We start from the raw sequence: 25,843 nt of genomic DNA, 5'->3' as shown, positions 1-25,843 counted from the left end.
CATCTCCTCTGTCGGAACGCGATCTGACGCGGCGGCAGCTCACAGTGTTCGCGATCGTGCTGTCCGCACTGGTGCTCCCGTCTCTGGCCTTCGCCGTGTCCCAGGGGCTCGACCTGAACCGGCTCGACCAGGCGCCGGTCGCCGCGCAGATCGCCGTCTTCAGCGGGGGGTTCATGCCGGGCATCGCCGGGCTGGCGGCCTGGCTGGCGGACAGGCGCGGCCTGCGCGGCTTCGACTGGGGCTTTCGCCGGGCACCCTGGCGGACGATCGGCCTGGCCTGGGCGATACCCGTGCTGGGTGTCGGGCTGGGGTACGGCGTGGCATGGCTGACCGGCGCCGCGCGCTTCGATCCCGGCAACCTTGCTGAGACCACCGGGCTCCATCCCGCCCTGGGCGTCCTGCTCGGGCTGGTCGCCGGCATCGTGCCGTACATACCGCTGTCGTTCGGTGAACAGGTCGGCTGGAGTTCCCTGCTGGCCGTCCGGCTCTCGGCGACCAGGAGCATCGACGCCACGGCCCTCATCGTGGGCCTGGCCTGGGGGGCGTCCCACTTCCCGCTGATGCTTTTCGTGCCGGGCGGGATCGAGAAGGGTGTTTCCACGCCGTACGCGCTGGGGTGGTTCATGGTGGAGGCGGTGGCTCTGGCCTATCCGCTGGTGTGGCTGCGGCTGCGCACCGGGAGCATCTGGCCGGTCCTGGTGTTGCACGCCACCCTCAACGCCTCGATCTACTTCGTGGCCGGGGCCATGACCGCCGCCACGCAACACTCCGGCTGGTTCGTCGGGGAGGGAGGCGCGCTGACGTCGAGCTTCACGGCGCTCGTCGTGCTCGCCACCCGGCCCCTGTGGAGGAGGTAGCGGCGGAGTCCCGGATTCTCGGTCCTCAGGCACATACCCGGCCTCGTCAGGAAGCCGGGCCCGCTGCCCACGCGCCTGGACCGCTGCGGCCTCCCGCCCCCGCCGACCGGACGGATCCCGTGACCAGGCCCTACCGGGTCAGCCGCCAGATGTGGAGGGCCGGCCCGTCGGCCGGCAGCGTGACGGTGCCGTCGTCCGAAAGGGCCGTCTCCGCGCCGCCGTACACGGGGACGGCCGAACGGGCGGCGAGCGGGAGCCGTACCGGCCGGTGGGCGGCGCGGGCGGCCAGCACCAGCAGGCGCTCGCCCGCGTGCTCCCGGACGTAGACCACGGCGTCCTCCGAAACGTGCAGCCAGCGCAGGCCACCGTGGCGCAGGGCGGGCTCGCTCCGGCGCAGCGCGACCAGGTCGCGGTACACGCCGAAGGTGCCGTGGTCCCATCTCTCCGGCCGGTCCCAGGGCATGGTCCGGCGGGCGTCCTCTCCCCAGGCCCCCTCCAGGCCGATCTCGTCACCGGCGAACACCATGGGCGTGCCGGGCAGCGTGAACATCAGCCCGGCGGCGACCTCCACCAGGGCGGGATCCCCTCCGCACACCGTACGGATCCTGGCGGTGTCGTGGGAGCCGAGGATCGACCAGGAGTGCGTCAGCGAGCGCCACGACACGAGGCTGGAGAACGCCCGCATCGTCGCCACCGCGTCGCCGCCGCCGATCCTCGGCACCTCCGCCGGGACGCCGAGGAACGGCAGCCGGAGCTCGGGGCCCCGCAGCCAGCTCCACACCGGGCGGGTGAATCCGGCGTAGTTCATCGTCCCCTGCCAGCCGTCGGCGTCGAGGTCGCCGGTGGCGTCGTGGGCGTGCTCGGCGACGAGCAGCCCGTCCGGGCTCTCGGCGGCGAGCGCCCGCCGGATGCGCCGTGCCACCTCGTGGGCGTGGTCCGCCCGGCGGAGCCTGCCGGTCATGTTCGCCACGTCGATGCGCCAGCCGTCCAGGCCGAAGCGGAGCCACCGCCGGACGACCTCCTCCATCTCCCCGGCCAGCCGCTCGCTCGCCCAGTCGAACTTGGGCAGGGACGGAACGCCCATCCACGCCTCGTAGCCGAGGTCGTCGTCGGTGAAGAAGAACATCTCCCGCTCGGCGGCGCCCTTGTCCTTCGCCGCGGCCCGGAACCAGGGGTGGGTGTCGCCGCAGTGGTTCGTCGTGAGGTCGCCCAGGATGCGCATGCCCCTGCGGTGCGTCTCGTCGATCAGCGCACGGTAGGCCGCGTCACCGCCGAGCAGCGGGTCGACCTCGGCGAAGGAGGAGGCGTTGTAGCGGTGGTTGGAGGCGGCGGGGAAGACGGGCGTCAGGTAGAGGGTGTCGGCACCGAGGGCGGCGACGTGGTCGAGCCGGGACCGGATGCCGTCCAGGTCGCCGCCGAAGATCTGCCGGGGGGTGTCGGGCCCGGTCCCGGCGACGGGGTCGTCCCAGCCCCGGGCGATCGCCCACGACGGCAGGTCGCGCTCCGCGCCGGAGGAGGCGAACCGGTCGGGGAAGATCTGGTAGACCACGCTGCCGGTCGCCCACGCGGGTGGAGCGGCATGGGTGACCAGCCGGAAGTCGGTGGTGTCCGGCACGTCGTGGGAGGTCAGCCCGGCGGCGGTCAGCCAGCGGTAGCCGCCCGGCCCGTCGATGAGGAAGCGGTAGCGGCTCACCGGATGGCGGGCCACGACGTCGGCCCGCCACCAGGTCTCGTGCTCGGTCTCGCGGTCGATCACCGCTTCGGTGAAGTGCGGTTCGCCGTCGGGTGTGGTCCGCACGTGCACGCCGGAACGCTGGTCGCGCGGGGTGCGGACGAAGACGGTGACCGTCTCGCCGAGTTCGGGCGCCTGCGTGCTGACGTGGTCCGGCGAGCCGTCGTGGTGGAATCCCCGATCTATCATGATCATCCTTTCACAGCGCCCGCGGTGAGCCCGTGGACGATGTATCTCTGCAGGAACTGGAAGACGGCGACGGTCGGGATCGCGGTGAGCAGGGTGCCCACGGCGAACATGCCGAAGTTGGCGTTGCGCTGGTCGGCCAGCATGCTGAACAGGCCGACCGCGAGGGTTCGGGCGTCGTCGCCGGTGAGGAAGACGCTGGCGATGAGGAACTCGTTGATCGTCCCGATGAAGACGAGCAGCGCGCTGATCGACAGGATGGGCGCCGACAGCGGCAGGACCACCTTGCGGAACGCCTGGGTGGGGGTGCAGCCGTCGATCAGCATGGCGTCGTCGAGCTCCCGGGGGATCGTGTCGAAGAAGCCCTTGATCAGCCAGGTGTTCACGCCGACCTGGCCGCCGATGTAGAGCAGGATCACGCCCCAGATGCTGTTGAGCCCGAAGGCGGGCCAGTTGTCGCTGATCACGCTGAAGATGACGTACAGCGGGACGATGGCCAGGAACTGCGGGAACGCCTGGATGACCAGCAGCGCCACCAGGCCCGTACGGCGGCCGGCGAAGCGGAAGCGGCTGAAGGCGTAGGCGGAGACCGCCGACACCGCCACCGACAGGACCGCGGTGAGCGCGGCGATCAGGACGGAGTTGAGATACCACGTCGGGAAGGCCGTGCTCGTCAGCAGGTCCGCGGCGTTGCCGAGACTCGCGCCGCTCGGCAACAGGGTCGCCGAGCTGAGCGTGCCGAGCGGGTTGAGCGCCGAGGAGACCACGAACAGGATCGGGAAGAGGGCGAAGGCGGTGACGACGATCGCCACCAGGTGCCGCAGGAGCAGTTCGCGCCTCATCGGCCCACCTCCTGGAAAGCCCGGGTGCGCCGGAAGCCGATGATCGAGAGCACGGCCACGATCAGATAAACGTAGATGGACATCGCCGAGGCCAGGCCGTACTGCGCGCCCTGCTGCCCGAAGGCGAGCCGGAAGGTGTAGGTGATCAGCAGGTCGGTCGCCCCCACCGTCGGGTTGTCGGCGGGGAACGGGCCTCCGGCGGTGACCAGGAAGATGCCGTTGAAGTTGTTGAAGTTGAACGCGAAGGAGGAGACCAGCAGCGGGGCCAGCGCGAGCATCAGCAGCGGGAGCGTCACCTTCCCGAACCGCTGCCAGGCGGTCGCGCCGTCGACCTGGGCCGCCTCCAGATACTCCGGCGGGATCGTCTGCAGCGCCCCGGTGGCGATCAGGAACATGTAGGGGAAGCCCAGCCAGAGCTGGACCAGGAGGACCGACAGCCGGGCGGTGAGCGGCGCGCCGAGCCAGTCGACGTCGAGCCCGAACATCCTGTTGATCAGCCCGAAGTCGGTGTTGAACATGTCCCGCCAGACCAGCAGCATCGCGAAGGCGGGCATGGCGTACGGCAGCACGATCAGGGTCCGGTAGGCCCGTACGGCACGCATCCGGGGATGGTGCAGCACCAGGGCGACCGCCACCCCGAGCCCGGCGGTCAGCACGACCACGGACGTGGCGTAGACGAGGTTCCAGCCGAAGACGCCGAGGAAGTGAGCATTGATCTTCGGGTTGGTGAGCGCGGCGGTGAGGTTGGCCAGACCGACGCCGACCTTCCAGCCCTGCGCCAGCGCCCTCCCGTCGTCGGAGACGAACCTGCCCTGCTCCTCGTCGGCCCGCCAGATCCCGTCCTGGCCTGAGACGCAGTCGCACCCCTCGTCGTAGGCCAGCGTCGCCGTGCCCCGGTAGGCCCTCGACAGGCCCTGGCTGCGGATCGCCCCGCCCTCGACGGGCACGATCAGCTCGGTGATCTCCGAGCTCCGGGCGGAGGCCTGCGCGGCGGTCAGCACCGTGTAGCCGCCGGCCGCGGTGATCCGCCCGCCGGCGCCGAGCGTGGCGCCCTCCAGCGGCCGCAGCCCCCCGGCGGTGCCGGTGTAGGCGCGCCCGGCGGACGCCAGCAGGAAGACCAGGTCGCCGTCCTTCTCCGCCACGGTGAGCCGGAATTCGGCGGAACCGGGCTGCCGCTTGACGGAGGAGGACTCGATCGCGGCGATCGCGTCCTGCTTGGTTCCCAGATGGCCGTCCCCGATGTTGGTCAGCGCCAGCGACATCGTGTGGACCACCGGGAAGACCTGGAAGGCGAGGACCAGGAGCGTGGTGGGCAGCAGGTATTTGACGGGCAGCCGCCGCGGCGTCAGGTAGACGAAGATGCCGGCCGCGGTGACGACCGCGACGATCGCCACCCCGATCCAGTTGTCCGCCGCCAGCAGCGGCGCGACCGCCCAGAGCGCGACGGCGACGATGAGCCCGAGCACGAGGACCCGCGCCGCGATCCCGCCCGCACTCCCCGGCCACGCCCCGGCCCGGGATCGTCCGGTGGTCATTGCTTGAGCTGGTCGGCGATGGCCTTGCCTGCCGCCTCGACCGCCGGAGGCACCGGCTCGCCCTTCACGGCGGCGTGGATGAGCGTGTTGAACGGCACCCAGATGGCCACCATCTGCGGGATCGCGGGCAGCGGCGTGCCGTTCTCCGCGGCGGCCCGGAACTTGGCGACGTCGGGGTCCTTGCCCGCCGCGTAGGTCAGGGCCTCCTCCAGCGCGGGCATCCGCGGCTCGGCGTCGAACAGCGCCCGCGACACCTCGGCGGAGGCCAGGGTGCCGGTGACGAACTCCTGGGCGAGAGCCTTGTTCCCGCCCTTGCTCGCCACGAAGAAGGACTGCACGCCCACGAACGGCTGAGCGGGCTTGGCCCCCTTGAAACCCGGTACCGGGGTGACGTCGTACTTCACACCGGCCTTGCGGGCGTCGGCCAGCCGCCACGGCCCGGCGACCATGAACGCGGTCCTGCCCTCGTTGAAGGCCGCAGCCGAGTTGTCGGAGGTGAAGGAGCGCTTGAGCGCGCCCTCCCCCTTCTCTCCGAGCTTGGCGATCCTCTCGAACGCCTCGACGGACTTCCTGTCGCCCACGCCCAGGTCGGAGGGGTCGGGGTCACCGCTCGGCGTGGTGCCGAACAGGTGGGCGCCGGCGGAGGTGTAGAGCGGGTACAGGTGGTAGGTGTCGCCGGACTGGCCGTCCTGCTGGCTGACCGGGTAGCCGACGATCTCCTCGACCTTCCCGGCGGCCTTGAGCTTCTTGCCCGTCTCGACCAGCTCGTCGAAACTCCCGGGCGCCTCCGGCGCGAGCTCGGTGTTGCGGAACAGCGCCAGGTTCTCCACCGCGTACGGCACGCCGTACACCTGGCCGTTGTAGGTGACGGCCTTACGAGCCACGTCCACGTATCCGGCGAGCTGGTCCTCGGTCATCTGGATCGGGTCGATGAGGCCGTTCTGCACCAGGTTGCCGATCCAGTCGTGCGCGCCGACGAGCACGTCCGGGCCCTTGCCCGCCTGGGAGGCGGTGGTGAAGGTCTGCTGCTGGTTCTGGGCCACGACGACGACCTCGGCCTTGATCCCGTTCTCCTTGGCGAAGGCCTCGGCGAAGGGCTTGAGGGTCTCCGAGCGCATCTGGTCGGCCCAGATGAGCAGTTTGGCGTCGCCGGCGGCTGCCGGGGCCGAGGAGGGCTGCCCCTGCGTCGGCGTCTGCGCTCCGCAGGCGGTCAGAGCGAGGCCGAGCGCGAGGGCTCCGGCGAGGGCGTGTGCGGGTCTGCGCACGGTTGAGCTCCAGGTGGGAAGGGGTTTTCAGGGGGTGCACCGCGGTGTGCGCCGAAGTTAACAGAGGGTTCACACGACCTGGAATGGGTTGCAGAGAATTGCAGCAATGTTTCACTACATCTTGCAATGTTTCAGAAAGCTGCATCACAATCACCGAGCATGGCGGCACGACTCGATCACATCGCCCGGCAGGCCGGGGTCAGCAAGGCGACGGTCTCCCGGGTGCTCAACGAGCGTCCCGGAGTGAGCCCGAAAGCCAGGAGCGCGGTGCTCACCGCGATGGACGTGCTGGGCTACGAGCGCCCGATCGGGCTGCGCCCGCGCAGCTCGGGGCTCGTCGGGCTGATCACCGCCGAGCTGCAGAACCCGGTCTTCCCTTTCTTCGCCCAGGTGATCGAGACGGCGCTGGCCCGCCACGGGTACACCGCGGTCCTGTGCACGCAGACCCCCGAGGGAGCGGGCGAGGACGAGTACGTCGGGATGCTGCTGGACCGGGGCGTGTCCGGCATCCTGTTCGTCTCCGGGCTGCACGCGGACACGACCATCGACCGGTCCCGCTACCACACCCTCAGGAGGCGGCGGCTGCCCATCGTGTTCGTCAACGGCGACCTGCCGGGCCTCGGCGTTCCCTGCGTCTCCTGCGACGACGTCGCCGCGGGCCGTACGGCCGCCCGGCACCTCATCGAGCTGGGCCACCGCCGCATCGGGTTCGTCAACGGCCCGCTGCGCTACTCCACCGTCCAGCGGCGGCTGGCCGGGTTCCGGGCCGCGCTGCGGGAGATGGGCGGGGAGTATGACACCGACCTGGTCGAGCTGTCGCCCTTCGACGTCGAGGGCGGCCAGAGCGCCGCGTCCCTGCTGGTCGAGCGGGGCGCCACCGCGCTGGTCTGCGGCAGCGACCTGATGGCGCTGGGCGCGGTGCGCGCGGTGCGCCGGCACGGCCTGAAGGTGCCGGAGGACGTCTCGGTCGTGGGCGCCGACGACTCCCCGCTCATGTCCTTCACCGACCCGCCGCTCACCACGGTCCGCCAGCCCGTCCAGGCCATGGGGGTGGCGGCCGTGCGCGCCCTTCTCGACGAGATCAAGGGCCGCCCCGCCAAGGCCGCCGAGTATCTCTTCCAGCCCGAGCTCGTGGTCCGCTCCTCCACCCGGGCCCGGTGGAGCCGCCACGACGGCGACGCCGCTCCGCCGGGGACGCGATGACGGCTCCGGGACCGGCGACGGCGCGGTGGGCCGACCCCGGCCGGCCCACCGGGGAAGGCGCGTGACCGCCGGAGGGGCGGCCCTACTCCAGCCGCAGCAGCGCGTTGACCGACCGCACCAGCTCGGCGGGCAGCTTGAGCGTCTCGCGGTCGTAGGTGAGCAGCCCGTTCAGCTCGTCCTCGACGTCGGAGAGCTGGGTGTACACGGTCGCGCTCAGGCCTCGCCGGACGGCCGGGACGATCTGCTCGGTGTGCAGCCGGCTGAACGCCTCGCCGAGCTGCCCGGCCGAGCCGTACCGCCGGTAGCCGAAGTCCCTGTCGTTGAACGCGTGGCCGTCCACCCGCAGGTTGTACCCGCCGTACTCCGACAGCACGAGGACCCGCCGGTCGCCGCGGCGCCGGCGCGGCACGCGGAAGCGGCGGAAGTAGACGTGCAGGCTCTTCAGGTCGCCCCCGCCCTGGTCGTGCCAGCCGCTGGCGTGGTCGACCGTGCGGGTGGGGTCGAGCTCGGCGACCTCGGCGGCGATCCGCACCGCGTCGAACTGCCCCCAGCCCTCGTTGAACGGCACCCAGACGGCCAGGCTCACCACATTGCGCAGGTGTTCCACGGTCTCGCGGAGCTCGGCGCGGAAGCGGGCCCGGCCCTGGGCGTCGGCACGCCCGAACCACCGGTGACGGCGGTCGCTGAGCCGCAGAGGGGTGAGCACGGGCGCGGTGATGACCAGCGGGTGGTAGTCGCCGCCGCCGTTGACCATGTCCTGCCAGACGAGCATGCCCAGCCGGTCGCAGTGGTAGTACCAGCGCAGCGGCTCGATCTTGATGTGCTTGCGCAGCATGGTGAAGCCGAGCCGCTTCATCGTGGCGATGTCGTAGATCATCGCCTCGTCCGACGGCGCGGTGTACATGCCGTCGGACCAGTACCCCTGGTCCAGGATCCCGGCGTGGAAGTAGGGGCGGCCGTTGAGCAGCAGCCGGGGCACGCCGTTCTCGTCGGGCCCCACGGAGAACGAGCGCATCCCGACGTAGCTGCGCACGCGGTCGGCGCCGAGCTCCACCGTGACGTCGTACAGGAAGGGGTCCTCCGGGCTCCACGGCCGCACGTCCGGGATCGGGACACGTACCGGCCGCCCCACCGGCACGACGGCCCGCGCGACGGCGGCCCCGGCGGCGAGGATCTCGACCCGGGCGTCCCCGGCGGTCCCGGCGTGCACCGTCACCTCGACGCATCCCTCGCCGAGGTGCGGGGTGAGGGTCAGCCGCTCCACGTGGACGGCGGGCACGCACTCGGCCCACACGCTCTGCCAGATGCCCGACTGGGCGGTGTACCAGATGCCGCCGCGCTTCAGTTTCTGCTTGCCGCGCGCGTGGTGCCCGGTGTCGGAGTCGTCGCGCACCGCCACGACCAGCGTGTTCTCCCCGTCGCGCAGGGCGTCGGTGATGTCGCAGGTGAAGGGCAGGTAGCCGCCGGTGTGGGCGCCGACCTCGGCGCCGTTGAGCAGCACCCGGCACGTCTGGTCCACCGCGCCGAAGTGCAGCAGCACCCGGACGGGCACGTCGCCGGCCGGCAGGAACCCGTCGGGCGCGGTGAGGGCGCGCCGGTACCACAGCGTCTGTCCGGGGAGCAGCTGCCGGCCGACGCCCGACAGCGGCGACTCGGGCGAGAACGGCACGAGGATGGCGCCGTCGTAGGCGCCGGGCTCCTCCTCGTCCGCGGTGATGGCGTACTCCCAGCGGCCGTTGAGGTTGAGGTGGCTGTCGCGGGCGAGCTGGGGCCTGGGGTATTCGGGCAGGATCGCGTCGGGGTCGAGGTCCGCGCCCCAGCGGGTGAGCAGGCTCATCGGCCCTCCCTCCGGCGCAGCGCCAGCACGGGCACGACGATGAGCACCAGTACGGCCGCGGCGGCCAGGAAGACGGCCGGCGTCGGGACCTGTTTGAGCACACCCAGCTCCTCGTAGTGTTCGTCGGCCCCCTTGATCACGGCGGCGCCGAGGGACGGCCCGACGATCATGGGGATGAGGATCGCGAAGACCATCCGCAGCCCCTGGACGTGCCCGGCCCGGCCCGGCGGCGAGTAGTCGCGGACGATCGCGCCGATGGGCGCCAGGACGAGCATGAAGCCGGACATCATCACCAGTCCGGCCGCGATCACCGGGATCATGCCGCGCGCGACGGTCATCAGCAGCAGCCCCGCCCCGTACACCGCGACCGCCGGCAGCAGGAAACGGATCTTGCCGATCCGGTCGACGTACCGGCCGCAGACGACGCTGACGGCCGAGGCACCGGTCAGGACGACCGCCAGGACGACGGCGTAGCCCTCGATGTGCAGGTACCGCTGCACATAGATGATCAGATAGGGCAGGAAGACCTGCGTGGAGATCCCCCAGATCGACCACGCCGCCAGCGCGAGGTAGAGGCCCGGGTTGGCGCGCATCACGGCCGGGCGCAGGCCGTGGACGAGGGAGCTCAGGTAGCCGCCCTCCTGCCGGGCCGGAGTGGGCCGGTCCCGCACGAGGAACCAGGAGGCCACCCCGACCATGACGATCGCCGCCCCGATGAGCAGGAAGAACAGCCGCCAGTTCCCCGCCCGGGTGAGAGCGTCGAAGCCGCCGAAGACCGCCAGCATCGACACCAGCGGCATGGTCGCCAGGACCGACTCGACCCTGCCGCGGTTGCCCGGATGCGTCACGTCGGTGACCCAGGCCTGGAAGGCCGCGTCGTTGGCCCCGGCCCCGAGGAAGGACATGAGGCAGTCGAGGGCGATGACGGCGACCACCGCGACGAGGACGGCGCCGGCCGCGGAGACGACGCCCGCGACCGCGTCCACGGTGACGAACCCGAACGCGGCGGTGACCAGCCCCCACAGCACGTACCCCACCGAGACGAACACCCTGCGGCGGCCGGTGCGGTCGGAGACGGCGCCGATCAGCAACGTCGCCAGCGTCGCGGCCAGCGCGCTGGCCGCGACCATCGTCGCGATGGCTCCGGGGTCGTCGCTGATCGTGTCGTAGACGAAAACATTGAGGTACATGTTCTCGACGGTCCAGGCCACCTGACCGACGAAGCCGAGCACGATCAGGGCGGTCCAGAGCCGCGGGCCCAGCCGGGGGGCGACTGCCGTTGTCACGGGCGAGAGCCTACAAGCCTCACTCCTGTCACAATAGATCGTTTTAGCATCATCTATTTGATTTTGCCGCAGGTCTCCCTATTCGGGTTGAGTGTCCGGTCAGCGAACCTCCGGGACGGCGGGAGTGCCCGGCCGGCGGACGGCCGGCTCGCCCACGCGCCGGAGGACGCCGGGCGGGGCCGGTGCGGGATCACGCGGCCCGGGTGGCGGGACATCTCCCCCGGCGGGAAATCACGCCGGACTGCCGTCTCATTCGCCACAATTCGGGCATATCCGGGGAGAGTGACGGACCACACCGATCAGCGGCGGACCCTCCCCACCCCGGGCGGGGAAGGGTCCCCTCATCCGAGGGAGGACGCCTTGAATGCCGTCCGGATGAACCTTGAACGCCTGGAGATCCCGGCCGCGGACATCGTGCTGGAGGCCGACGTCGTGGTGCCGCGACCGGCGCACGGAATGGTGCTGTTCGCGCACGGCAGCGGCAGCAGCCGCCACAGCCCGCGCAACCGCCACGTGGCGGGCGAGCTCCAGAGGGCCGGTCTGGCCACGGTCCTCGCCGACCTGCTCACACCGGAGGAGGAACGGGCCGACGCCCGGACGGGTGAGTTCCGCTTCGACATCGGCATGCTCGCCGTACGGCTGGTGGCGCTGACCGACTGGCTGGCGCGGCACGCGCCCACCACCGGCCTCCGCGCCGGGCTCTTCGGTGCCAGCACGGGCGCGGCGGCCGCGCTCGTCGCCGCCTCGGCGCGGCCCGCCCTCGTCAAGGCGGTCGTCTCCCGCGGCGGGCGGCCGGACCTCGCCGGCGAGGCGCTCCGCTCGGTCCACCAGCCCACGCTGCTGATCGTCGGAGGGCGCGACCCCGTCGTCGCCGAACTCAACCGCGAGGCGGCCGCCAGGCTGCGCGGCGAGACGCGCCTGGAGACGGTCCCGGGCGCCTCGCACCTCTTCGAGGAGCCCGGGGCGCTGGAGCAGGTCTCCCGGCTGGCCCAGGAGTGGTTCCTGCGCCACCTCGCAGCGGAACCCGGCCCCGAGGGCGAGGGCCCGCCGATCCCGGGGATTCGGCCCGCGCCGATCCCGGGGATCCCGCCGACGGGCTTCACGGGGAACCGATGAAACGCCAGGATTGAGCGTGTGAAGCGCACAGCCGTACGCCTGGGAGTGCTCCTGCTGGCCGGAGCGGCGGTGACGGCCGTGCTTGTCGCGCTGCTGACACCCTTCTCGTCCGGATCCTCCGGCGACCTGCCCGGGGGTGAGGGCCGCGGCGGGTCGCCGGGCGTCGCGGTCGAACGGCTGGGCGAGCGCGACCACGTGCTCACGATCTCCTCCGCCGCGCTCGGCCGCGAGGGCATGGTCCGCGTGCTGCTGCCCGAGGGCTGGCGGCCGGGCTCGGGGCCGTGGCCGGTACTGTACCTGCTGAACGGCTGCTGCCAGTCCGAGTACGACGCCTGGGTGACCCGGGGGGAGGCCGCCAGGCTCACCTCGCGCTACCCGGCGATCGTGGTCGTGCCCGAGGGCGGCGAGGTCGGCTTCTACTCCGACTGGCGCGAGGGGCCCGGCTGGGAGAGCTTCCACCTGACCGAGGTCCGCCGGATCCTGGAGCGCGACTACGGCGCCGGGGACCGCCGCGCGGTGGCCGGACTGTCCATGGGCGGGTTCGGCGCGATGTCCTACGCAGCCCGCCATCCGGGCATGTTCCAGGCCGCCGCCTCCTTCTCGGGCGTGCTGCACACCCGCGACGGCAACGGCGGCGTCGACTGGCTGCTCGGCCGGAGCGGCGAGGACTCCGGGAAGCTCTGGGGCGCCCCGCACGATCCGGAGTGGGCCGCGCACAACCCGGCCGACCTCACCGGGAGGCTGCGCGGGGTGCGGCTCTTCGTCTCCTGCGGGGACGGCTCCCCCGGCCCGCTGGACTCCCCCGCGGCCTCCCCGGACGAGGGGGAGGCGTCCCTGCTCCGCCAGGCCGCCACCTTCGCCGAGCGGGCCAGGGCGGACGGCGTCGAGGTGGCGGTCGACTTCTACGGCCCCGGCACGCACAGCTGGCCGTACTGGCAGCGCGGCCTGGAACGCGCGCTCCCGATGCTCATGGGCTCCATCGGCGTGACAGCCTGACGCCCCGTCGCACTCCGTCACCATGAAGGCGTATTTTGTCACTTAAAGTTAGCTAAGTGACGGTTAGTGACCTCACATCTGGCTATGAGAGGAAATAACCAATCGGTCCTGAACTACGGGGGAGCAAGATGACGAACTTCGACCAGATCAAGGGCAAGGTCAAGGAGACCGCGGGGGAGGCGGTCGACAACGACAGCCTGGCCAACAAGGGCCGGGCCGACCGTGCCAAGGGTAAGGCGAAGGAGGCGGCGGACAAGGCCAAGGACAGGGCCAAGAAGGTCTCCGACGACACGCGGGGCCACTTCGCCGAGTAGGGACCGCGCCGGATGACGGGCGCCGCGGACGGCACTGACGCCGTCCGCGGCGCCTTCCGTGTTGGAGCTCCCACCTCGCCCGGAAAGTTAAGGCGGGCGACTCTGGACGTTCAGCTCAGGCACCCCTGTCCGGCCACCCTCGTGACTAGCGTTCCTAAAACACCCCAGTTCAGGGGCGTTTGTCGTATGTCATGAGGAGCCACCTTGCGAGTCCTGGCCGTTGTCCCCGCCCGTGGAGGTTCGGTGGGCGTCCCGCTGAAGAACCTGGCCGCGGTGGGCGGCACACCCCTGGTCGCCCGCGCGGTGAGGGCCTGCGTGCGGGCCGAGCTGATCGACGAGGTGGCGGTCAGCACCGACCACGCGGAGATCGCCGCCGTGGCCCGCGAGGCCGGGGCGACCGTGATCGACCGGCCTGAGGAGCTGAGCGACGCGACCGCCTCCAGCGAGTCGGCCGTGCTGCACGTGCTCGACCACCTGCCCGAGACCCCCGACGTGGTCGTCCTGGTCCAGTGCACCAGCGCCTTCATCGACCCCGCCGACCTGGACACCGCCATCGTCAAGGTCCTCGACGGCACCGCCGACGTGGTGTTCTCCGGCCTGGAGACGCACGAGTTCCTCTGGAGCGCCGCCGGCGCGGGCGTCAACCACGACCCGTCCTTCCGGCCGCGCCGTCAGGACCGCGAGCCCCACTTCCGGGAGACCGGCGCGTTCTACGTGATGCGCACCGAGGGCCTGCGCGAGCACGGCCACCGCTTCTTCGGCGCCGTCGCCGTCCAGGCGGTGCCGTCGCGGCACGCCATCGAGGTGGACACCGCCGAGGACCTGGAGATCGTCCGGGCGCTGGCGCCGTTCGTGGACCAGCCCGAGCCGATCGACGTGGACGCCGTGATCACCGACTTCGACGGCGTGCACACCGACGACCGCGCCTACGTCGACCAGGACGGCCGCGAGATGGTCGCGGTCAGCCGCTCCGACGGCATGGGCATCGCGCTGCTGCGCCGGTCCGGCGTCAAGCTGATGATCATGTCCACCGAGCACAACCCGGTGGTCGCGGCCCGCGCCCGCAAGCTGGGCGTGCCGGTCCTGCAGGGCCTGACCGACAAGCGGACCGTGCTGCGCGACTGGCTGGCCATCGAGGGGCTGGACCCGGCCCGCGTCGCCTACATCGGCAACGACGTCAACGACCTGGGCCCGATGAGCGACGTCGGCTGGCCCGTCACGGTCCCCGACGCCCACCCCCGGGTCCGCGCCGCCGCCCGGACCGTGCTCACCAGGCCCGGCGGGGCGGGAGCCGTACGGGAGCTGTGCGACCGGGTCCTCGCGGCCCGCCCGGCGACCGAGGCCGTGCCCGCCCCCGCGCCCCGCGCCGAGCTGCGGCTCACCCCGGTCGCCAGGCCGGTCCAGATCGGCGACGCGCTGGTCGGCGCCGGCCGGCCGGTCTACGTGATCGGCGAGATCGGCATCAACCACAACGGCGACCTGGACATCGCGCGCAGGCTCATCGACGTGGCGGCCGAGGCGGGCTGCCAGGCGGTCAAGTTCCAGAAGCGCACGCCGGAGATCTGCGTGCCGCTGGAGCAGCGCGACCAGATCCGGCAGACGCCGTGGGGCGAGATGACCTACATGGAGTACAAGCTCAGGACCGAGTTCGGCCTGGACGAGTACACCGAGATCGCCGCCCACTGCCGGGAGCGGGGCCTGCACTGGTTCGCCTCGCCGTGGGACGTGCCGTCGGTGGACTTCCTGGAGTCCATGGACGTGGTCACGCACAAGATCGCCTCGGCCAGCGTGACCGACCTGGAGCTGCTCCGCGCGCTCGCCGCCACCGGCAAGCCGCTCATCCTGTCCACCGGCATGTCCACGCTGGAGGAGATCGACCGGGCGGTGGAGATCCTCGGCACCTCCAGGCTGGTGCTGATGCACGCCACCTCCACCTACCCGCTGCCCCCGGAGGAGGCCAACCTCCGCACGATCGTCACCCTCCAGGAGCGGTACGGCGTGCCGGTCGGCTACTCCGGCCACGAGCGCGGCCTGCAGATCTCGCTCGCCGCGGTGACCCTCGGCGCGGTGACCGTGGAGCGGCACATCACGCTGGACCGCACCATGTGGGGCTCCGACCACGCCGCCTCGCTGGAGCCGGCCGGCCTGGAGCACCTGGTCCGCGACATCCGCATCATCGAGACCGCGCTCGGCGACGGCGTCAAGCGGGTCTTCCCCGGCGAGGAGGCCCCCAAGTCCCGCCTGCGCCGCGTCACCGTGTGACCCGCCCCGGGAGGCGGCTACGCGGGTCCTCGCCGAGGACCGGACTCTGAATGGGAAAAGGAAACTTGATCAAGCTGTCCGTCGTCGTCCCGGTGCGGGACGCCGAGCTCTACATCTCCGACGCGCTGACCTCGCTCGTCAGGAACGCGCACAGGGACTTCGAGTTCATCGTGGTGGACGACGGATCGACGGACGCGACCGGGCAGATCATCGAGGACTTCCGCGAGGACCTGCCCGGCCTGGTCGTCCTGCGCAACGAGCGGCCGGTGGGGCTGGCCGACGCCCGCAACCTCGGGGTGTCGCTGGCCTCGGGCCGCTACCTGACCTTCATGGACGGCGACGACTGGCTGGCGCCCGGCTACCTCACCGACCTGGTCGGGGCGATCGAACGGCTCGGCTGCGACTTCGTCCGGGTGGACCACGTCCAGGTGGAGGGCCGCAGGCGGGTGATCCACCGGGCGCCGCCGGCCCCCCGCGAGGTGGTGCTCAAGCCGCGCGACCACATCCTGCCCGCCGAGGTCAGGACCATGGTCGACTACCCCTACGCCTGGGCCGGGATCTACCGCCGCGACCTCGGCGACCTGCTGAACTTCCCCGGGCACCTGCACACCGCCGAGGACCGGCCGTGGATCTGGCGGCTGCACCGTCAGGCGAGCTCGTTCGGAGTGGTCTCGCTGGCCGGGCTCTTCTACCGGCGGATGGTGTCCGGCTCGCTGACCCGGATCGGCGACGCCCGGCAGCTGCACTTCTTCGACGCCTTCGACCTCGTCTTCGCCGATCTGGAAGAGGAGTTCGCGCCCAAGGCGGCGCGCACCTTCTGCGCCCTGCTGGCCCACCACCTGGAGCTGGCCGACCGCTTCTCCCCCGAGCTCCGCACCCGCTTCGAGCGGCGCGGCGCCGAAGCCCTGCGGCGGCTGCCCGGGGGCCTGCTCGCCGAAACTCGCCTGGACCCGGCACGCGACCAGATCCTGCGGCGGCTGTTGGAGGCCCGATGACGCAGCTTTTCTACGCCTCGACCCTGTTCGGCGCGATGACGCTGGCGGCGGCGATCGACGACGGCCGCTTCGGACCGCGCGACGGCCGCCGGATCCTGCTGGTCTCCAACAACGCGGCCATCCCGGAGATCACCCCGTCCCTGGACCAGGTCCCCGGCTTCGCCGCGCTGCGCCCGCGCTTCGACGAGGTCCGGTCGTGGAACGACGTCGTGGCCCCGCTGCACCCGTCGGACTGGAAGGCCCGGATCATCGAGGTCCCGATGCTGGGCCGACTGCTGCTGTCCCACCTCTCCCTCGACGGCGGCCCCGACGAGCTGATCCTGGAGTCCATCGCGGTCCCGCCCGCGCGGACCCTCGCCGGTCTGGTCAAGGACTGCCCGATCACGGTCTACTCCGACGGCCTGATGAGCTACGGTCCCACCCGCGACCCGCTCCCGGCGGAGATCTCCGGCCGGATCACCCGCCTGCTCCACCTCGACCTCGTCCCGGGCCTGTCCCCGCTGCTGCTGTCGGAGTACGGCGTGCCCGCCGAGACCCTTCCGGACCGGGCCTTCCTCGACGTGATCGCGCAGAGCGGCGCGAGCGGGGAGGAGACGCGGGACCTGCCCGCCGGACCGCCGATGATCCTCGGCCAGTACCTGTCCGCGCTGGACATCGTCACCCCCGAGGAGGAGGCCGGGCTCCACGCGGACATGCTGCGCGGCCTGGTCGCCCGGGGGTTCGACACCGTGCTGTTCAAGCCCCATCCGGCCGCCGGGCGGCGGCACGCCCAGCGGCTCCGCGAGACGGCCGGAGAGCTGGGCGTCCGGCTGGCGGTGGCGGGAGAGGGCGTCCCCGCGGAGTCGTGCTTCGCCGCGCTCAGGCCCGCCCTCGTGGCGGGGTGCTTCTCCACCGCCCTGATCACCGCCGGGCGGCACTTCGGCCTGCCGGTGGCGACGATGGGCGGGGAACTGGTCCTGGAACGGCTCTCGCCGTACGAGAACAGCAACCGCGTGCCCGCCACCATCACCGACGCCCTGCTCCCCCGCCTGTCGGCCGACGGGTCGCTGGAGGAGCCGCCGCCGGTGGACCTCCAGGCCCTGGTCCGCGCGGTCGGCTACTGCATGCGGAGCGAGACCTACCCCGGCCTGCGCGAGCCGGCCGCCGCCTACCTCGACGCCCACGGGCCCGCCCGCTACTTCAAGCGGCAGCGCCTGGCCGCCCTGGAGCTGTCCCCCGCGCCCTCCGCCCAGCAGCCCGGCGCCCTGGGCAGGCTCCGCCACCGCCTGTCCCGAGCGCTTTCCTGACCCGTACGGCCCGGCGGCGCCGCGCTGTTTGACCTTGAGCGCACTCCAGGTGGAACCCTGTGTCCCGGAGCCGACGCGGAAGGGGGCACGACATGACGACGGTCAATCTCGCGCTGGGAGCGATGAATTTCGGCACGCGCCTGGACGAGCGGACATCGTTCGAGGTGCTGGACCGGTTCGTGGACGCCGGGGGCACGCTGATCGACACGGCCGACTGCTATGCCTTCTGGTCCGACCCGAGCGGCCGGGGCGGGCAGAGCGAGGAGGTCATCGGCCGGTGGCTGGCCCGCCGCCCGGGCGTCCGGGACCGGGTGTATCTCAGCACCAAGGTGGGCGCCGAACCCGTGGGGCCCGGCGAGTGGCCCGCCAACCGCGAGGGCCTGTCGGCCCCCGCGATCAGGAACGCGGTGCAGGGCAGCCTCCAGCGGCTGGGCACCGACCGGATCGACCTGTACTGGGCGCACATGGAGGACCGCGCCGCCCGGCTGGAGGACACGGCCGGGGCCTTCGCGGAGCTCGTCGGGTCGGGCACCGTCGGCCGGCTGGGCTGTTCCAACCATCCGCTCTGGCGGGTGGAGCGGGCCCGGCAGATCGCCCGGGGCAACGGCTGGGCCGGGTACACCGCGCTCCAGCTGCGCCATTCGTACCTCCAGCCCCGTCCCGGTGCCTCCGTCCCCGGCCAGGACCACCGGTTCGGCTGGGTCACCGACGAGATCGTCGACTACGTCCAGTCCGACCCGGAGCTGTCCCTGTGGGCCTACACGGCACTTTTGGGAGGCGCCTACACCCGTCCTGACCGGCCACTCCCGGAGGCCTACGACCACCCGGGCACCACCCGGAGGCTGGCCGCCCTCGCCCGGGTGGCGCGGGAGCTCGGCGTCAGCCGGAACCAGGTGGTCCTGGCCTGGCTGTCCGGCGGCGCCCCGGCGGTGACACCGATCGTCGGCGTCAGCGGCACGGAGCAGCTCGACGAGGCACTCGCCGGGGTGTCGCTGACGTTGAGCACCGAACACCGCGGCCTGCTCGACGCCGCCGCCTGACCCTCCGGGGGCGCCTCCGGTCAGCCCAGCGCGTTGAGGTAGCGGCGCATCCGGCGCTTGGCCCGGTAGCCGACGCGCAGCACGTTGGGCGGGACCTCGACCCGCAGGCGGGCGCGGCGCCGGGCGGCGGCGTGCTGCGGGCCGTCGAGCAGCGACCGGGCCGGAGCCCGGCGTCCCGCACGGACCTGGGCGACCAGCGTGACCATCTGGGACACCCAGTCGCTCTCCCCGCGCCGGTGGAAGTAGTTGGCCTGGCACCAGGCCTCGTCCGGGGTGCGGAAGCGGCTCTCGGACAGGTCGTCCAGCGTGCCGAGCAGGCCGCTGTCCTCGAAGACCAGGTTGATCATCTCGGCGCTGACCCCGAAGTCCGACAGCACCAGCAGGGGCACCGACTGGGCGATCGCCTCCAGCGCGGCGGTCGAGCTGACCGTGACGAATCCGGCCGCGTGGGCCAGGTGCTCGTGCATGGGCCCCACGGCGAACCGCACGGCGCCGGGACGGACCCGGCCGTCGTCGGCCAGCGACTGCCACAGGCGCTGGTAGTGGTGGCGCTCGTTGTGGGTCTGCCGCTCGGTGTCCAGGGCGCGGAGCTTGACCACCACGTCAAGGTCGGGCCGCCGTCCGGCCAGCGCGGCCAGCCCGAGCAGGATCCGCTCGCGCTCCTCCCTGCGCCTGGGCACCTTGGCCTGGGTCGCGAACACCACCCGGTCGCGCGGGCCGGTGACGGGGACCTCCCCGCCGCCGCCGAGGAGGAACGGCAGCCGGGTCAGTCCCACCGCCCCGCCTCCGCCCAGTTCCCGGCCGATCGCCGAGAACTCCTCGACCTCCCGCTCGCTGTGCAGGACGAACAGGTCGCATCCGCTGCGGAACACCCATGCCTTCTCGGTCGCCGGGATGGAGATCCCCGGCAGCCCGGAGACGAACACCGGCCTCGGCGTCAGGCCGGCGAGCACCTCGCTGACCAGCACGTCCACCACGGGCCCGGTGCAGGCGACCAGCACCACGTCCGGTCTGAGCCGCTCGGCGGCCCGGCGCAGCGCACGGGCCGACAGCACGGGCGGATCGGCGGCCGCACCCGCGACGGCCGCGTGGATCTGGGCCGGGGAGGGCGTGATGGGCGTACGGATCACCGCCAGCTCCGCCGTACAGCTCGACGGCAGGTCCCCGAGCAGGTGGGCGGCCCACTTCAGGTAGGAATCCGAGTCGGCCACGGCCAGGACCTTCAAGCTGTAGCTCCAGTGTCGTGATGGGCGAACATCGACAGGTGGGAACGGAGTGAGGGCGCCGCCTGGGCGGTCCACCACTCCTCGGGGACGTCGACCGTCTCCACGGTCACGCCCCGGGCCGAGAGCAGGACCCGCAGGGAGGTGACCGCGGTGGACGGCAGGCTCAGCACCCGCTGTTCGGCGGCGAGTCCGCGCAGGGTCATCTCGGCGGGGATCCCGCCGTCGTAGACGGTGATCCCGGGCTGTTCCCCGACCTGGGCGAGATCGTGGGGGTCCTCCCTGCGGTGCGGGAAGTACGCGACCGGCTCGGACGAGCCGAGCCCGGCCAGCCAGGTGAAGTAGCGGTCACGGTGGATCAGGCCGTTGCGGACCAGCGAGGTGCCGAGCACGACGGTGCGCTCCTCGGGGCGGGGCCTGCGCAGGGGCTGTGACCGCAGCCAGGCGAAGTCGTGGGTGACCAGCTCCGCGCCCCTGTCCCGTACGGCCCGCGCCAGCTCGGCGGGGACGGGCAGCGCCGTGAAGATCGACAGCCGGCCGGATCGGGCGGCGGCGCGCAGCCGCAGGCCGGCCGCCGTTCCCAGCGCGCTCCTGAGCCCGGCCCTGAGCGGGTTCGCCGTGGCGCGGGCCCGCAGCAGCGGCGTCCGGATCCGCCCGGTGAGCAGTTCCAGGAGCCTGATGGTCGCCAGGCCGTCGTCGACGATCACGATGCGTCCCGGCAGGGCGGTCAGCCAGCCGGACTGCACCTTGCCGGAGAAGGCGTCGCCGACCACCCAGGTCGTGCCCCGGCGGGGCCGGGGCATCCCGGGCTCGGGGGTGGCCAGTTCCAGGCCGCCGGGGAGGCCGAGCCGGGAGATCTCGCGGCCGGTGACGACGAGCGGGCGCAGGCCGGCACGGGGCACCACCCGGGCATGGGCGCCGAGCAGTCCGGCGTGGTGGGCCTCCACGGCGCAGAGCATCTGCAGCGGGGACTCCACCCAGGCGACGGCCGAACCCTGCTCCCGCGCGTGGTCTCGACCGTTCTCCACGCCGGGCGATGACCCGTTCACGACCGCCTCACCGTAACCCGGATGTCTTACACGTCCTGGAACTGCGGGTGAACACCCGAATACGCCCACTTGCGCACCCGGCGCGGAACGATCTACCGTGGTGTACGGAACGGTTTCGTACACTACGGCACACATCCCGATCGCACACCTCAGAGGAGACAGGCCATGTGGACTCCGGACGACATCCCCGACCTGACCGGTTCCACCGCGGTGGTCACCGGCGCCAACGGCGGCATCGGGCTCGCGACCGCGTCACGGCTGGCCGGGCGCGGCGCCCGGGTGATCGTGACCGCGCGCGACCTCGCCAGGGGGGAGGCGGCGGTGAAGGCGGTCCGGGCGGAGACGCCGGGCGCGCGGATCGAGCCGAGAGTGCTGGATCTGGCCGATCTGGGCTCGGTGCGGGGCTTCGCGGCCGCCTTCGACGAGCCGATCGACATACTGGTCAACAATGCAGGAATTGGCATGATCCCCCGGCGGACCACCGCCGACGGCTTCGAGATGCAGTTCGGCACCAACCATCTGGGCCACTTCGCGCTGACCGGGCTGCTGCTGCCCCATCTGCTCGCCAGGCCGGGCGCCCGGGTCGTCACGGTCTCCAGCGACGCGCACAGCCTGGGCAGAATCGACTTCGACGACCTGGGGCTCGAACGCCGGTACGGACGGTTCTCGGCCTACGGCAGATCGAAGCTGGCCAACCTGCTGTTCACGCTGGAACTGCAGCGCCGGGCGGGGGACCGGCTGCTCAGCGTGGCCACCCACCCCGGCGCGACGGCCACCGGCATCATGAAGCTGGGCGTGCTCACCCGGCCGGCCGGCGCTCTCATGCGGCTGGCGCTCCAGTCTCCCGACAGGGGCGCGATCCCCTCCCTCTACGCCGCGACCTCTCCCGAGGTGACCGGAGGCCGGTTCATCGGTCCCGGCCCGAAGACCCTGACCCCTTCGCCCAAGGCGCTGGACGAGACGGTGGCCCGGCGGCTGTGGGAGGCGTCGGAGGAGCTCACAGGCGTACGATTCGAGACGATCACACAGCACTCGTAGCCCACCGGAGGCATCTTGCGGCTCGACCCCAGGCGAGAGCGGGCGATTCTCGACGCGACCATGGAACTGCTCTCCGAGGTCGGATTCGACCGCATGTCCGTCGACCAGATCGCCAGGCGCGCCAGCGCGAGCAAGGCCACGATCTACCGCCGCTGGCCGGGCAAGGAGGCCCTGGTCGTGGACCTGGTCTGCAACCATCTGGAGATCGACGTCGCACCGCCGCCCGACACGGGGTCGATGCGCGGCGACCTGGTGGCGGTGGTGGCCGGATTCTGCCGGACCCTGGAGCAGAAGCACGGCCTGGTCTTCGCGCTGGTCCCCGCCCTGCTCACCGCCCCCGGCCTGGCCGCCGCCCTGCGCGCGAACGTGCCGCGCCCCGACATCACCGGCACCGTCCCGCTCCTCGACCGCGCCCGCGAGCGGGGCGAGCTGCCGGGCGGGGCCGACCCCGGCGAGATCAGGAGGGTCACCGAGGCCCTGGTCTGGCACCGGCTCCTCATCACCGGAGAGCCGCTGGACGGCGCCTTCGCGGAGGAGACGGTCGACCGGGTGCTGCTGCCGCTGATCCGCGCCTGGTCCACCGCCACTCCCTGATCAAAATCAGGTGTTTTCGCAGGTAAAACGGGGTTAAGCCAAAAGATCTACGATGATGGCGAAACCGCGGGGCGGGGCGAGATCGGCCCGGCGGCTCCCCGCCGGCGCCGATGCCCGGAAACGCCCGCCCCACAGGCGTTTCCGGCTCCGCGCCCGCCGCCGGACGCGTCGCGAGGGATCTTGAGCGTGGCCAAGACTTCCCCCCGGATTCGGGCGTATTCCCAAGTCAGAGCAATGTGCCGGACTTGTAATCGTTTGTCCGGTTCACGTAGCTTCTACTCATTCCTGGTGAACGCCTAGGTCTAACCAGTCCTACGCATTGCCAACACATTGCCCGACCGTGCTTCATCCAAGCGGATCGTTCCGCCCGGTGATCACGGCCGCCGAATCCGCGAATCTCGCGGAACCGGGGAACCAACCGTTCTTGGGGTGAATCGGCGCCTCCGCGCGCCGTAGGGCACTTCCCAGCCCGAACCCGTCAGCTAACCCGGTAGGCGGAATGAGAAGCGAAGCAAGGAGTCACACCCCCGCATGGCCAAGAACCGCCTCACCCCCAAGACCCGTCACCTGACCCACCTCGTTCTGGGCGCCTCCATCGCTCTCGGTGGCGGCCTCGCAGCAGCCCCCTCCGCCCTGGCGGACACTCCCGGACAGGGCCACCTCAACCCCGCCCCCGCAGAGGTCGCCCAGCCCGTCAAGGCGAACAAGACCCCTCTCCAGATCGAGGCCGAGCGCCTGCCCAAGGTCACGGCCGCGCAGGTCCTGGACCTCGCCGCCAAGCAGGTCGGCATCTCCGAGAACGCCCAGGGCGGCGGGACCAAGTTCCAGTCCTGGTACGTGGCCTCCCCCCGGGCCAAGGAGACCGTCGCCCGTGACGGCGGCAGCCCGCGAGCCTACGCCAACGCCCCCTGGTGCGCGATGTTCGTCTCCTGGGTCGGCGAGCAGGCCGGCATCCGGCCCACCATGGGCTGGGACGCCTACACCGTCTCCCACGCCAAGTGGTTCAAGGACAACAAGCACTGGGGCACCACCGCCAAGCCCGGCGCCGTCGTCTACTTCGACTGGAACGGCGGCAAGAGCATCAGCGGCATCGACCACGTCGGCTTCGTGAAGAAGGACAACGGCGACGGCACGATCAGCACGATCGAGGGCAACACCGGAAACGGCAAGGTCGAGCACCGCGTCCGGCCCAAGTCCCAGGTCGTCGGCTACGGCTACCCGGTCTACGCGGGCTGATTCACACCGGCCGGTTCACCGGCCACCTGATGCACCGATCGCCGAAAGGGGTCCGGCTCACCGAGCCGGACCCCTTTCGGCGTTCCGCCCTCCCCGAACGGCCCCCTCCTCCCCTCCCGGTCATCCCTTCTCCCGCCTCCCGCACCCCGCTCCGGCCCCCTCTCCCCCGTTCCGGCCCCTCTCCCCCCTTCCGGTCCCCCTCTCGCGCAGGTCTCCCTCCGGCGCCTTTCCGGCCTCCTTTCCGCCGTCCGGAATTCGGCCCCCTCCAGCGCGACCGTTCCTCCGCGCCAGCCGCGCCGTACGGAATGTCCCGGAGTGTCCCCGTGTGATGGGAGCGCTCCCAAACACCTCTCTGAGAGGTTTGCCGAACTGTGTGTCCATTCGTCCACCCTCGGCGACCCGGATGTAACGGTTGAGTTTCGGCATATTGACGTCCTGGTTGCCTATCGTCCACTCTTCGTGGGAGCGCTCCCAAAGCACATTGAGGAACCACCCCATCGCCGATCGCGTTTGTCGGGGACCGATCCGCGATGTCACCTCCCATCGATTCGGGCGACCACCTGAGAGGGGTCCGGAATGTTGAACAACAAGCGGCAGGGCAAGCTCGCCGCGGTCGCGGTCATGGCTGCCACCGCCCTGGCGATCACTTCCTGCGGTTCGAGTGACGACGCCAAGCCCGCGGCCGGCGGCAGTTCCGCGCCGGCCGCCGCCGAGCCGGTGACCATCACCGTGCACACCTTCGGCGGCGGCGAGAACTTCGGCTACGACAAGGCCGTGGAGACGTGGAACGCCGCGCACCCGAACATCCAGGTCAAGTACCAGAACCTGACGGACCGTTTCGAGGACGTCTACCTGCCCCAGCTGCTCCAGCGCCTGCAGGCCGGCAGCGGCGCGGCCGACATCATCGCCCTGGACGAGGGCGCGATGGGCCTCATGAAGGCCCGTCCGCAGTTCTTCACCGACCTCGCCGCGTACGGGCTGGACAGCCGCAAGGCCGACTTCCCCGCGGCGAAGTGGGACAACGGCATCAACGCCGACAACAAGCTGTTCGCCCTGGGCACCGACATCGGCGGCATGACCATGTGCTACCGCGCGGACCTGTTCAAGAAGGCCGGCCTGCCCACCGAACGCGAGGAGGTCGGCAAGCTCTGGCCGGACTGGAACGCCTTCATGGAGGTCGGCAAGAAGTTCCAGGCCGCCAACCCCGGCAAGAGCGACCCCAAGTTCCTCGACGGCCCGAACACCCTCTACAACGTGATCCTGTCGCAGGAGGCGCCGAAGAACGGCAACGTCTCCTACTTCGACAAGAACAACCAGCTCGTCATCGAGAGCAACCCGGCCATCAAGACCTCCTTCGACACGGTGAAGAGCTTCAGCGAGGCCGGTCTGACCGCCAAGCTCGCCTCCTTCACCCCGCCGTGGAACGCCGCCATCAAGAAGGGCGGGTTCGCCGCGATGGGCTGCCCGGCCTGGATGCTCGGCGTGGTCTCCGGCGCGGCCGGTGACTCCAACAAGGGCAAGTGGGACGTCGCGGCGGTGCCCGGCGGCGCCGGCAACTGGGGCGGCTCCTACCTCGCGGTGCCCAAGCAGAGCAAGCACCCCAAGGAGGCCGCCGAGGTCCTGAACTACCTCACCGGCAAGGAGGGCCACGTCCTGGCCTTCCAGGAGGCCGCGGCCTTCCCGAGCTCCATCCCCGCGCAGCAGGACCCGGCGGTCAGCGAGCTGAAGAACGCGTTCTTCAACGACGCGCCCACCGGCCAGATCTTCGGCGCCTCGGTCAAGGACCTGCTCCCCACCTTCCTCGGTGAGAAGCACGCCCAGGTGAAGACCTCCGTGGAGAAGGTCCTGGAGGGCATGGACCAGGGCTCGGTCCCCTACGACCAGGCCTGGACCAAGTTCCTCGAGGCCGGCGTCAAGGCAGCGGGCTGATCCCCTTCCCGATCCGCACCGG

The 25,843-nt window shown here is 71.5% G+C and carries 21 protein-coding genes and 1 riboswitch; of the genes, 13 read left to right on the top strand and 8 right to left on the bottom strand.

From position 1 onward, the window contains the following. Positions 1–56 precede the first annotated feature (56 nt). Positions 57–857 carry a CPBP family intramembrane glutamic endopeptidase gene (locus SROS_RS16145; protein WP_169369308.1) on the top strand — a complete coding sequence of 267 codons (801 nt, stop codon included), beginning with the start codon at positions 57–59 and terminating at the stop codon, positions 855–857. Between the two features lie 130 nt (positions 858–987). Here the strand turns inward: SROS_RS16145 and SROS_RS16140 are convergent, their stop codons facing one another. Genes SROS_RS16140 through SROS_RS16125 form a run of 4 tightly spaced genes read right to left on the bottom strand, consistent with a single transcriptional unit; the run spans position 988 to position 6,417 of the window. Then, the gene (locus SROS_RS16140) at positions 988–2,778 is read right to left on the bottom strand and encodes an alpha-amylase family glycosyl hydrolase (protein ID WP_012890011.1); all 1,791 of its coding nucleotides are present in this window, start codon (positions 2,776–2,778) and stop codon (positions 988–990) included. Positions 2,779–2,780: 2 nt separating this feature from the next. Next, positions 2,781–3,617, bottom strand: a complete 837-nt coding sequence (locus SROS_RS16135; RefSeq protein WP_012890010.1) for a sugar ABC transporter permease — start codon at positions 3,615–3,617, stop codon at positions 2,781–2,783. After that, the gene (locus SROS_RS16130) at positions 3,614–5,152 is read right to left on the bottom strand and encodes an ABC transporter permease subunit (RefSeq protein WP_012890009.1); all 1,539 of its coding nucleotides are present in this window, start codon (positions 5,150–5,152) and stop codon (positions 3,614–3,616) included. The genes SROS_RS16135 and SROS_RS16130 overlap by 4 nt, the downstream gene beginning before the upstream one ends. Further along, a complete protein-coding gene (locus SROS_RS16125) occupies positions 5,149–6,417 on the bottom strand; it encodes a sugar ABC transporter substrate-binding protein (RefSeq protein WP_012890008.1) in 1,269 nt (422 codons plus the stop codon). Before SROS_RS16125 ends, SROS_RS16130 begins: the two co-directional genes overlap by 4 nt. 159 nt (positions 6,418–6,576) lie before the next feature. Between SROS_RS16125 and SROS_RS16120 the strand changes: the two genes are divergently transcribed. Continuing rightward, the gene (locus tag SROS_RS16120) at positions 6,577–7,620 is read left to right on the top strand and encodes a LacI family DNA-binding transcriptional regulator (RefSeq protein ID WP_012890007.1); all 1,044 of its coding nucleotides are present in this window, start codon (positions 6,577–6,579) and stop codon (positions 7,618–7,620) included. Between the two features lie 82 nt (positions 7,621–7,702). Here SROS_RS16120 and SROS_RS16115 read toward each other — a convergent pair whose 3' ends face one another. After that, positions 7,703–9,457 (bottom strand): glycoside hydrolase family 2 protein, encoded by a 1,755-nt coding sequence (locus SROS_RS16115; RefSeq protein WP_012890006.1) that lies wholly within the window; start codon positions 9,455–9,457, stop codon positions 7,703–7,705. Further along, positions 9,454–10,743, bottom strand: a complete 1,290-nt coding sequence (locus tag SROS_RS16110; protein WP_012890005.1) for an MFS transporter — start codon at positions 10,741–10,743, stop codon at positions 9,454–9,456. The genes SROS_RS16115 and SROS_RS16110 overlap by 4 nt, the downstream gene beginning before the upstream one ends. Before the next feature lie 375 nt (positions 10,744–11,118). On the opposite strand from SROS_RS16110, the gene SROS_RS16105 reads away from it, so the two are divergent. The 7 genes from SROS_RS16105 (at position 11,119) to SROS_RS16070 (ending at position 18,752) form a co-directional block, all read left to right on the top strand. After that, positions 11,119–11,859: a dienelactone hydrolase family protein gene (locus SROS_RS16105; RefSeq protein ID WP_043652124.1), complete on the top strand. Its 741-nt coding sequence runs from the start codon at positions 11,119–11,121 to the stop codon at positions 11,857–11,859. Between the two features lie 18 nt (positions 11,860–11,877). Continuing rightward, on the top strand, positions 11,878–12,855 hold the full coding sequence (locus SROS_RS16100; protein WP_012890003.1) for an alpha/beta hydrolase: 978 nt from the start codon (positions 11,878–11,880) through the stop codon (positions 12,853–12,855). Between the two features lie 128 nt (positions 12,856–12,983). Next, positions 12,984–13,169 (top strand): CsbD family protein, encoded by a 186-nt coding sequence (locus SROS_RS16095; RefSeq protein WP_012890002.1) that lies wholly within the window; start codon positions 12,984–12,986, stop codon positions 13,167–13,169. Between the two features lie 204 nt (positions 13,170–13,373). Next, complete coding sequence (locus SROS_RS47415; RefSeq protein ID WP_081453131.1) at positions 13,374–15,431, top strand: N-acetylneuraminate synthase family protein; 2,058 nt, start codon at positions 13,374–13,376, stop codon at positions 15,429–15,431. Between the two features lie 65 nt (positions 15,432–15,496). Beyond that, complete coding sequence (locus tag SROS_RS16080; protein ID WP_043652119.1) at positions 15,497–16,426, top strand: glycosyltransferase family 2 protein; 930 nt, start codon at positions 15,497–15,499, stop codon at positions 16,424–16,426. Beyond that, a complete protein-coding gene (locus tag SROS_RS16075; protein ID WP_012889999.1) occupies positions 16,423–17,712 on the top strand; it encodes an alpha-2,8-polysialyltransferase family protein in 1,290 nt (429 codons plus the stop codon). Before SROS_RS16080 ends, SROS_RS16075 begins: the two co-directional genes overlap by 4 nt. A gap of 92 nt (positions 17,713–17,804) precedes the next feature. Then, positions 17,805–18,752 carry an aldo/keto reductase gene (locus SROS_RS16070; protein ID WP_012889998.1) on the top strand — a complete coding sequence of 316 codons (948 nt, stop codon included), beginning with the start codon at positions 17,805–17,807 and terminating at the stop codon, positions 18,750–18,752. A 20-nt stretch (positions 18,753–18,772) separates the two neighbouring features. Here the strand turns inward: SROS_RS16070 and SROS_RS16065 are convergent, their stop codons facing one another. Further along, complete coding sequence (locus tag SROS_RS16065) at positions 18,773–19,978, bottom strand: DUF6716 putative glycosyltransferase (RefSeq protein ID WP_012889997.1); 1,206 nt, start codon at positions 19,976–19,978, stop codon at positions 18,773–18,775. Continuing rightward, positions 19,975–21,024 carry a hypothetical protein gene (locus SROS_RS16060; protein ID WP_012889996.1) on the bottom strand — a complete coding sequence of 350 codons (1,050 nt, stop codon included), beginning with the start codon at positions 21,022–21,024 and terminating at the stop codon, positions 19,975–19,977. Before SROS_RS16060 ends, SROS_RS16065 begins: the two co-directional genes overlap by 4 nt. A 165-nt stretch (positions 21,025–21,189) precedes the next feature. On the opposite strand from SROS_RS16060, the gene SROS_RS16055 reads away from it, so the two are divergent. From SROS_RS16055 to SROS_RS16040, 4 genes are all read left to right on the top strand, one after another. Beyond that, the gene (locus tag SROS_RS16055; protein WP_012889995.1) at positions 21,190–22,062 is read left to right on the top strand and encodes an oxidoreductase; all 873 of its coding nucleotides are present in this window, start codon (positions 21,190–21,192) and stop codon (positions 22,060–22,062) included. Positions 22,063–22,077: 15 nt separating this feature from the next. After that, positions 22,078–22,656: a TetR/AcrR family transcriptional regulator gene (locus tag SROS_RS16050; RefSeq protein WP_012889994.1), complete on the top strand. Its 579-nt coding sequence runs from the start codon at positions 22,078–22,080 to the stop codon at positions 22,654–22,656. A 371-nt stretch (positions 22,657–23,027) separates the two neighbouring features. After that, a riboswitch (cyclic di-AMP (ydaO/yuaA leader) is annotated at positions 23,028–23,167 on the top strand. Between the two features lie 20 nt (positions 23,168–23,187). Then, positions 23,188–23,892 carry a CHAP domain-containing protein gene (locus SROS_RS16045; RefSeq protein ID WP_012889993.1) on the top strand — a complete coding sequence of 235 codons (705 nt, stop codon included), beginning with the start codon at positions 23,188–23,190 and terminating at the stop codon, positions 23,890–23,892. A 576-nt stretch (positions 23,893–24,468) separates the two neighbouring features. Continuing rightward, entirely contained in the window at positions 24,469–25,821 is a 1,353-nt protein-coding gene (locus tag SROS_RS16040) for an ABC transporter substrate-binding protein (protein ID WP_012889991.1), read from the top strand. Positions 25,822–25,843 lie beyond the last annotated feature (22 nt).

Source organism: Streptosporangium roseum DSM 43021, from assembly GCF_000024865.1.
Lineage (GTDB): Bacteria > Actinomycetota > Actinomycetes > Streptosporangiales > Streptosporangiaceae > Streptosporangium > Streptosporangium roseum.
This window is presented reverse-complemented; position numbering and strand designations above follow the sequence as displayed.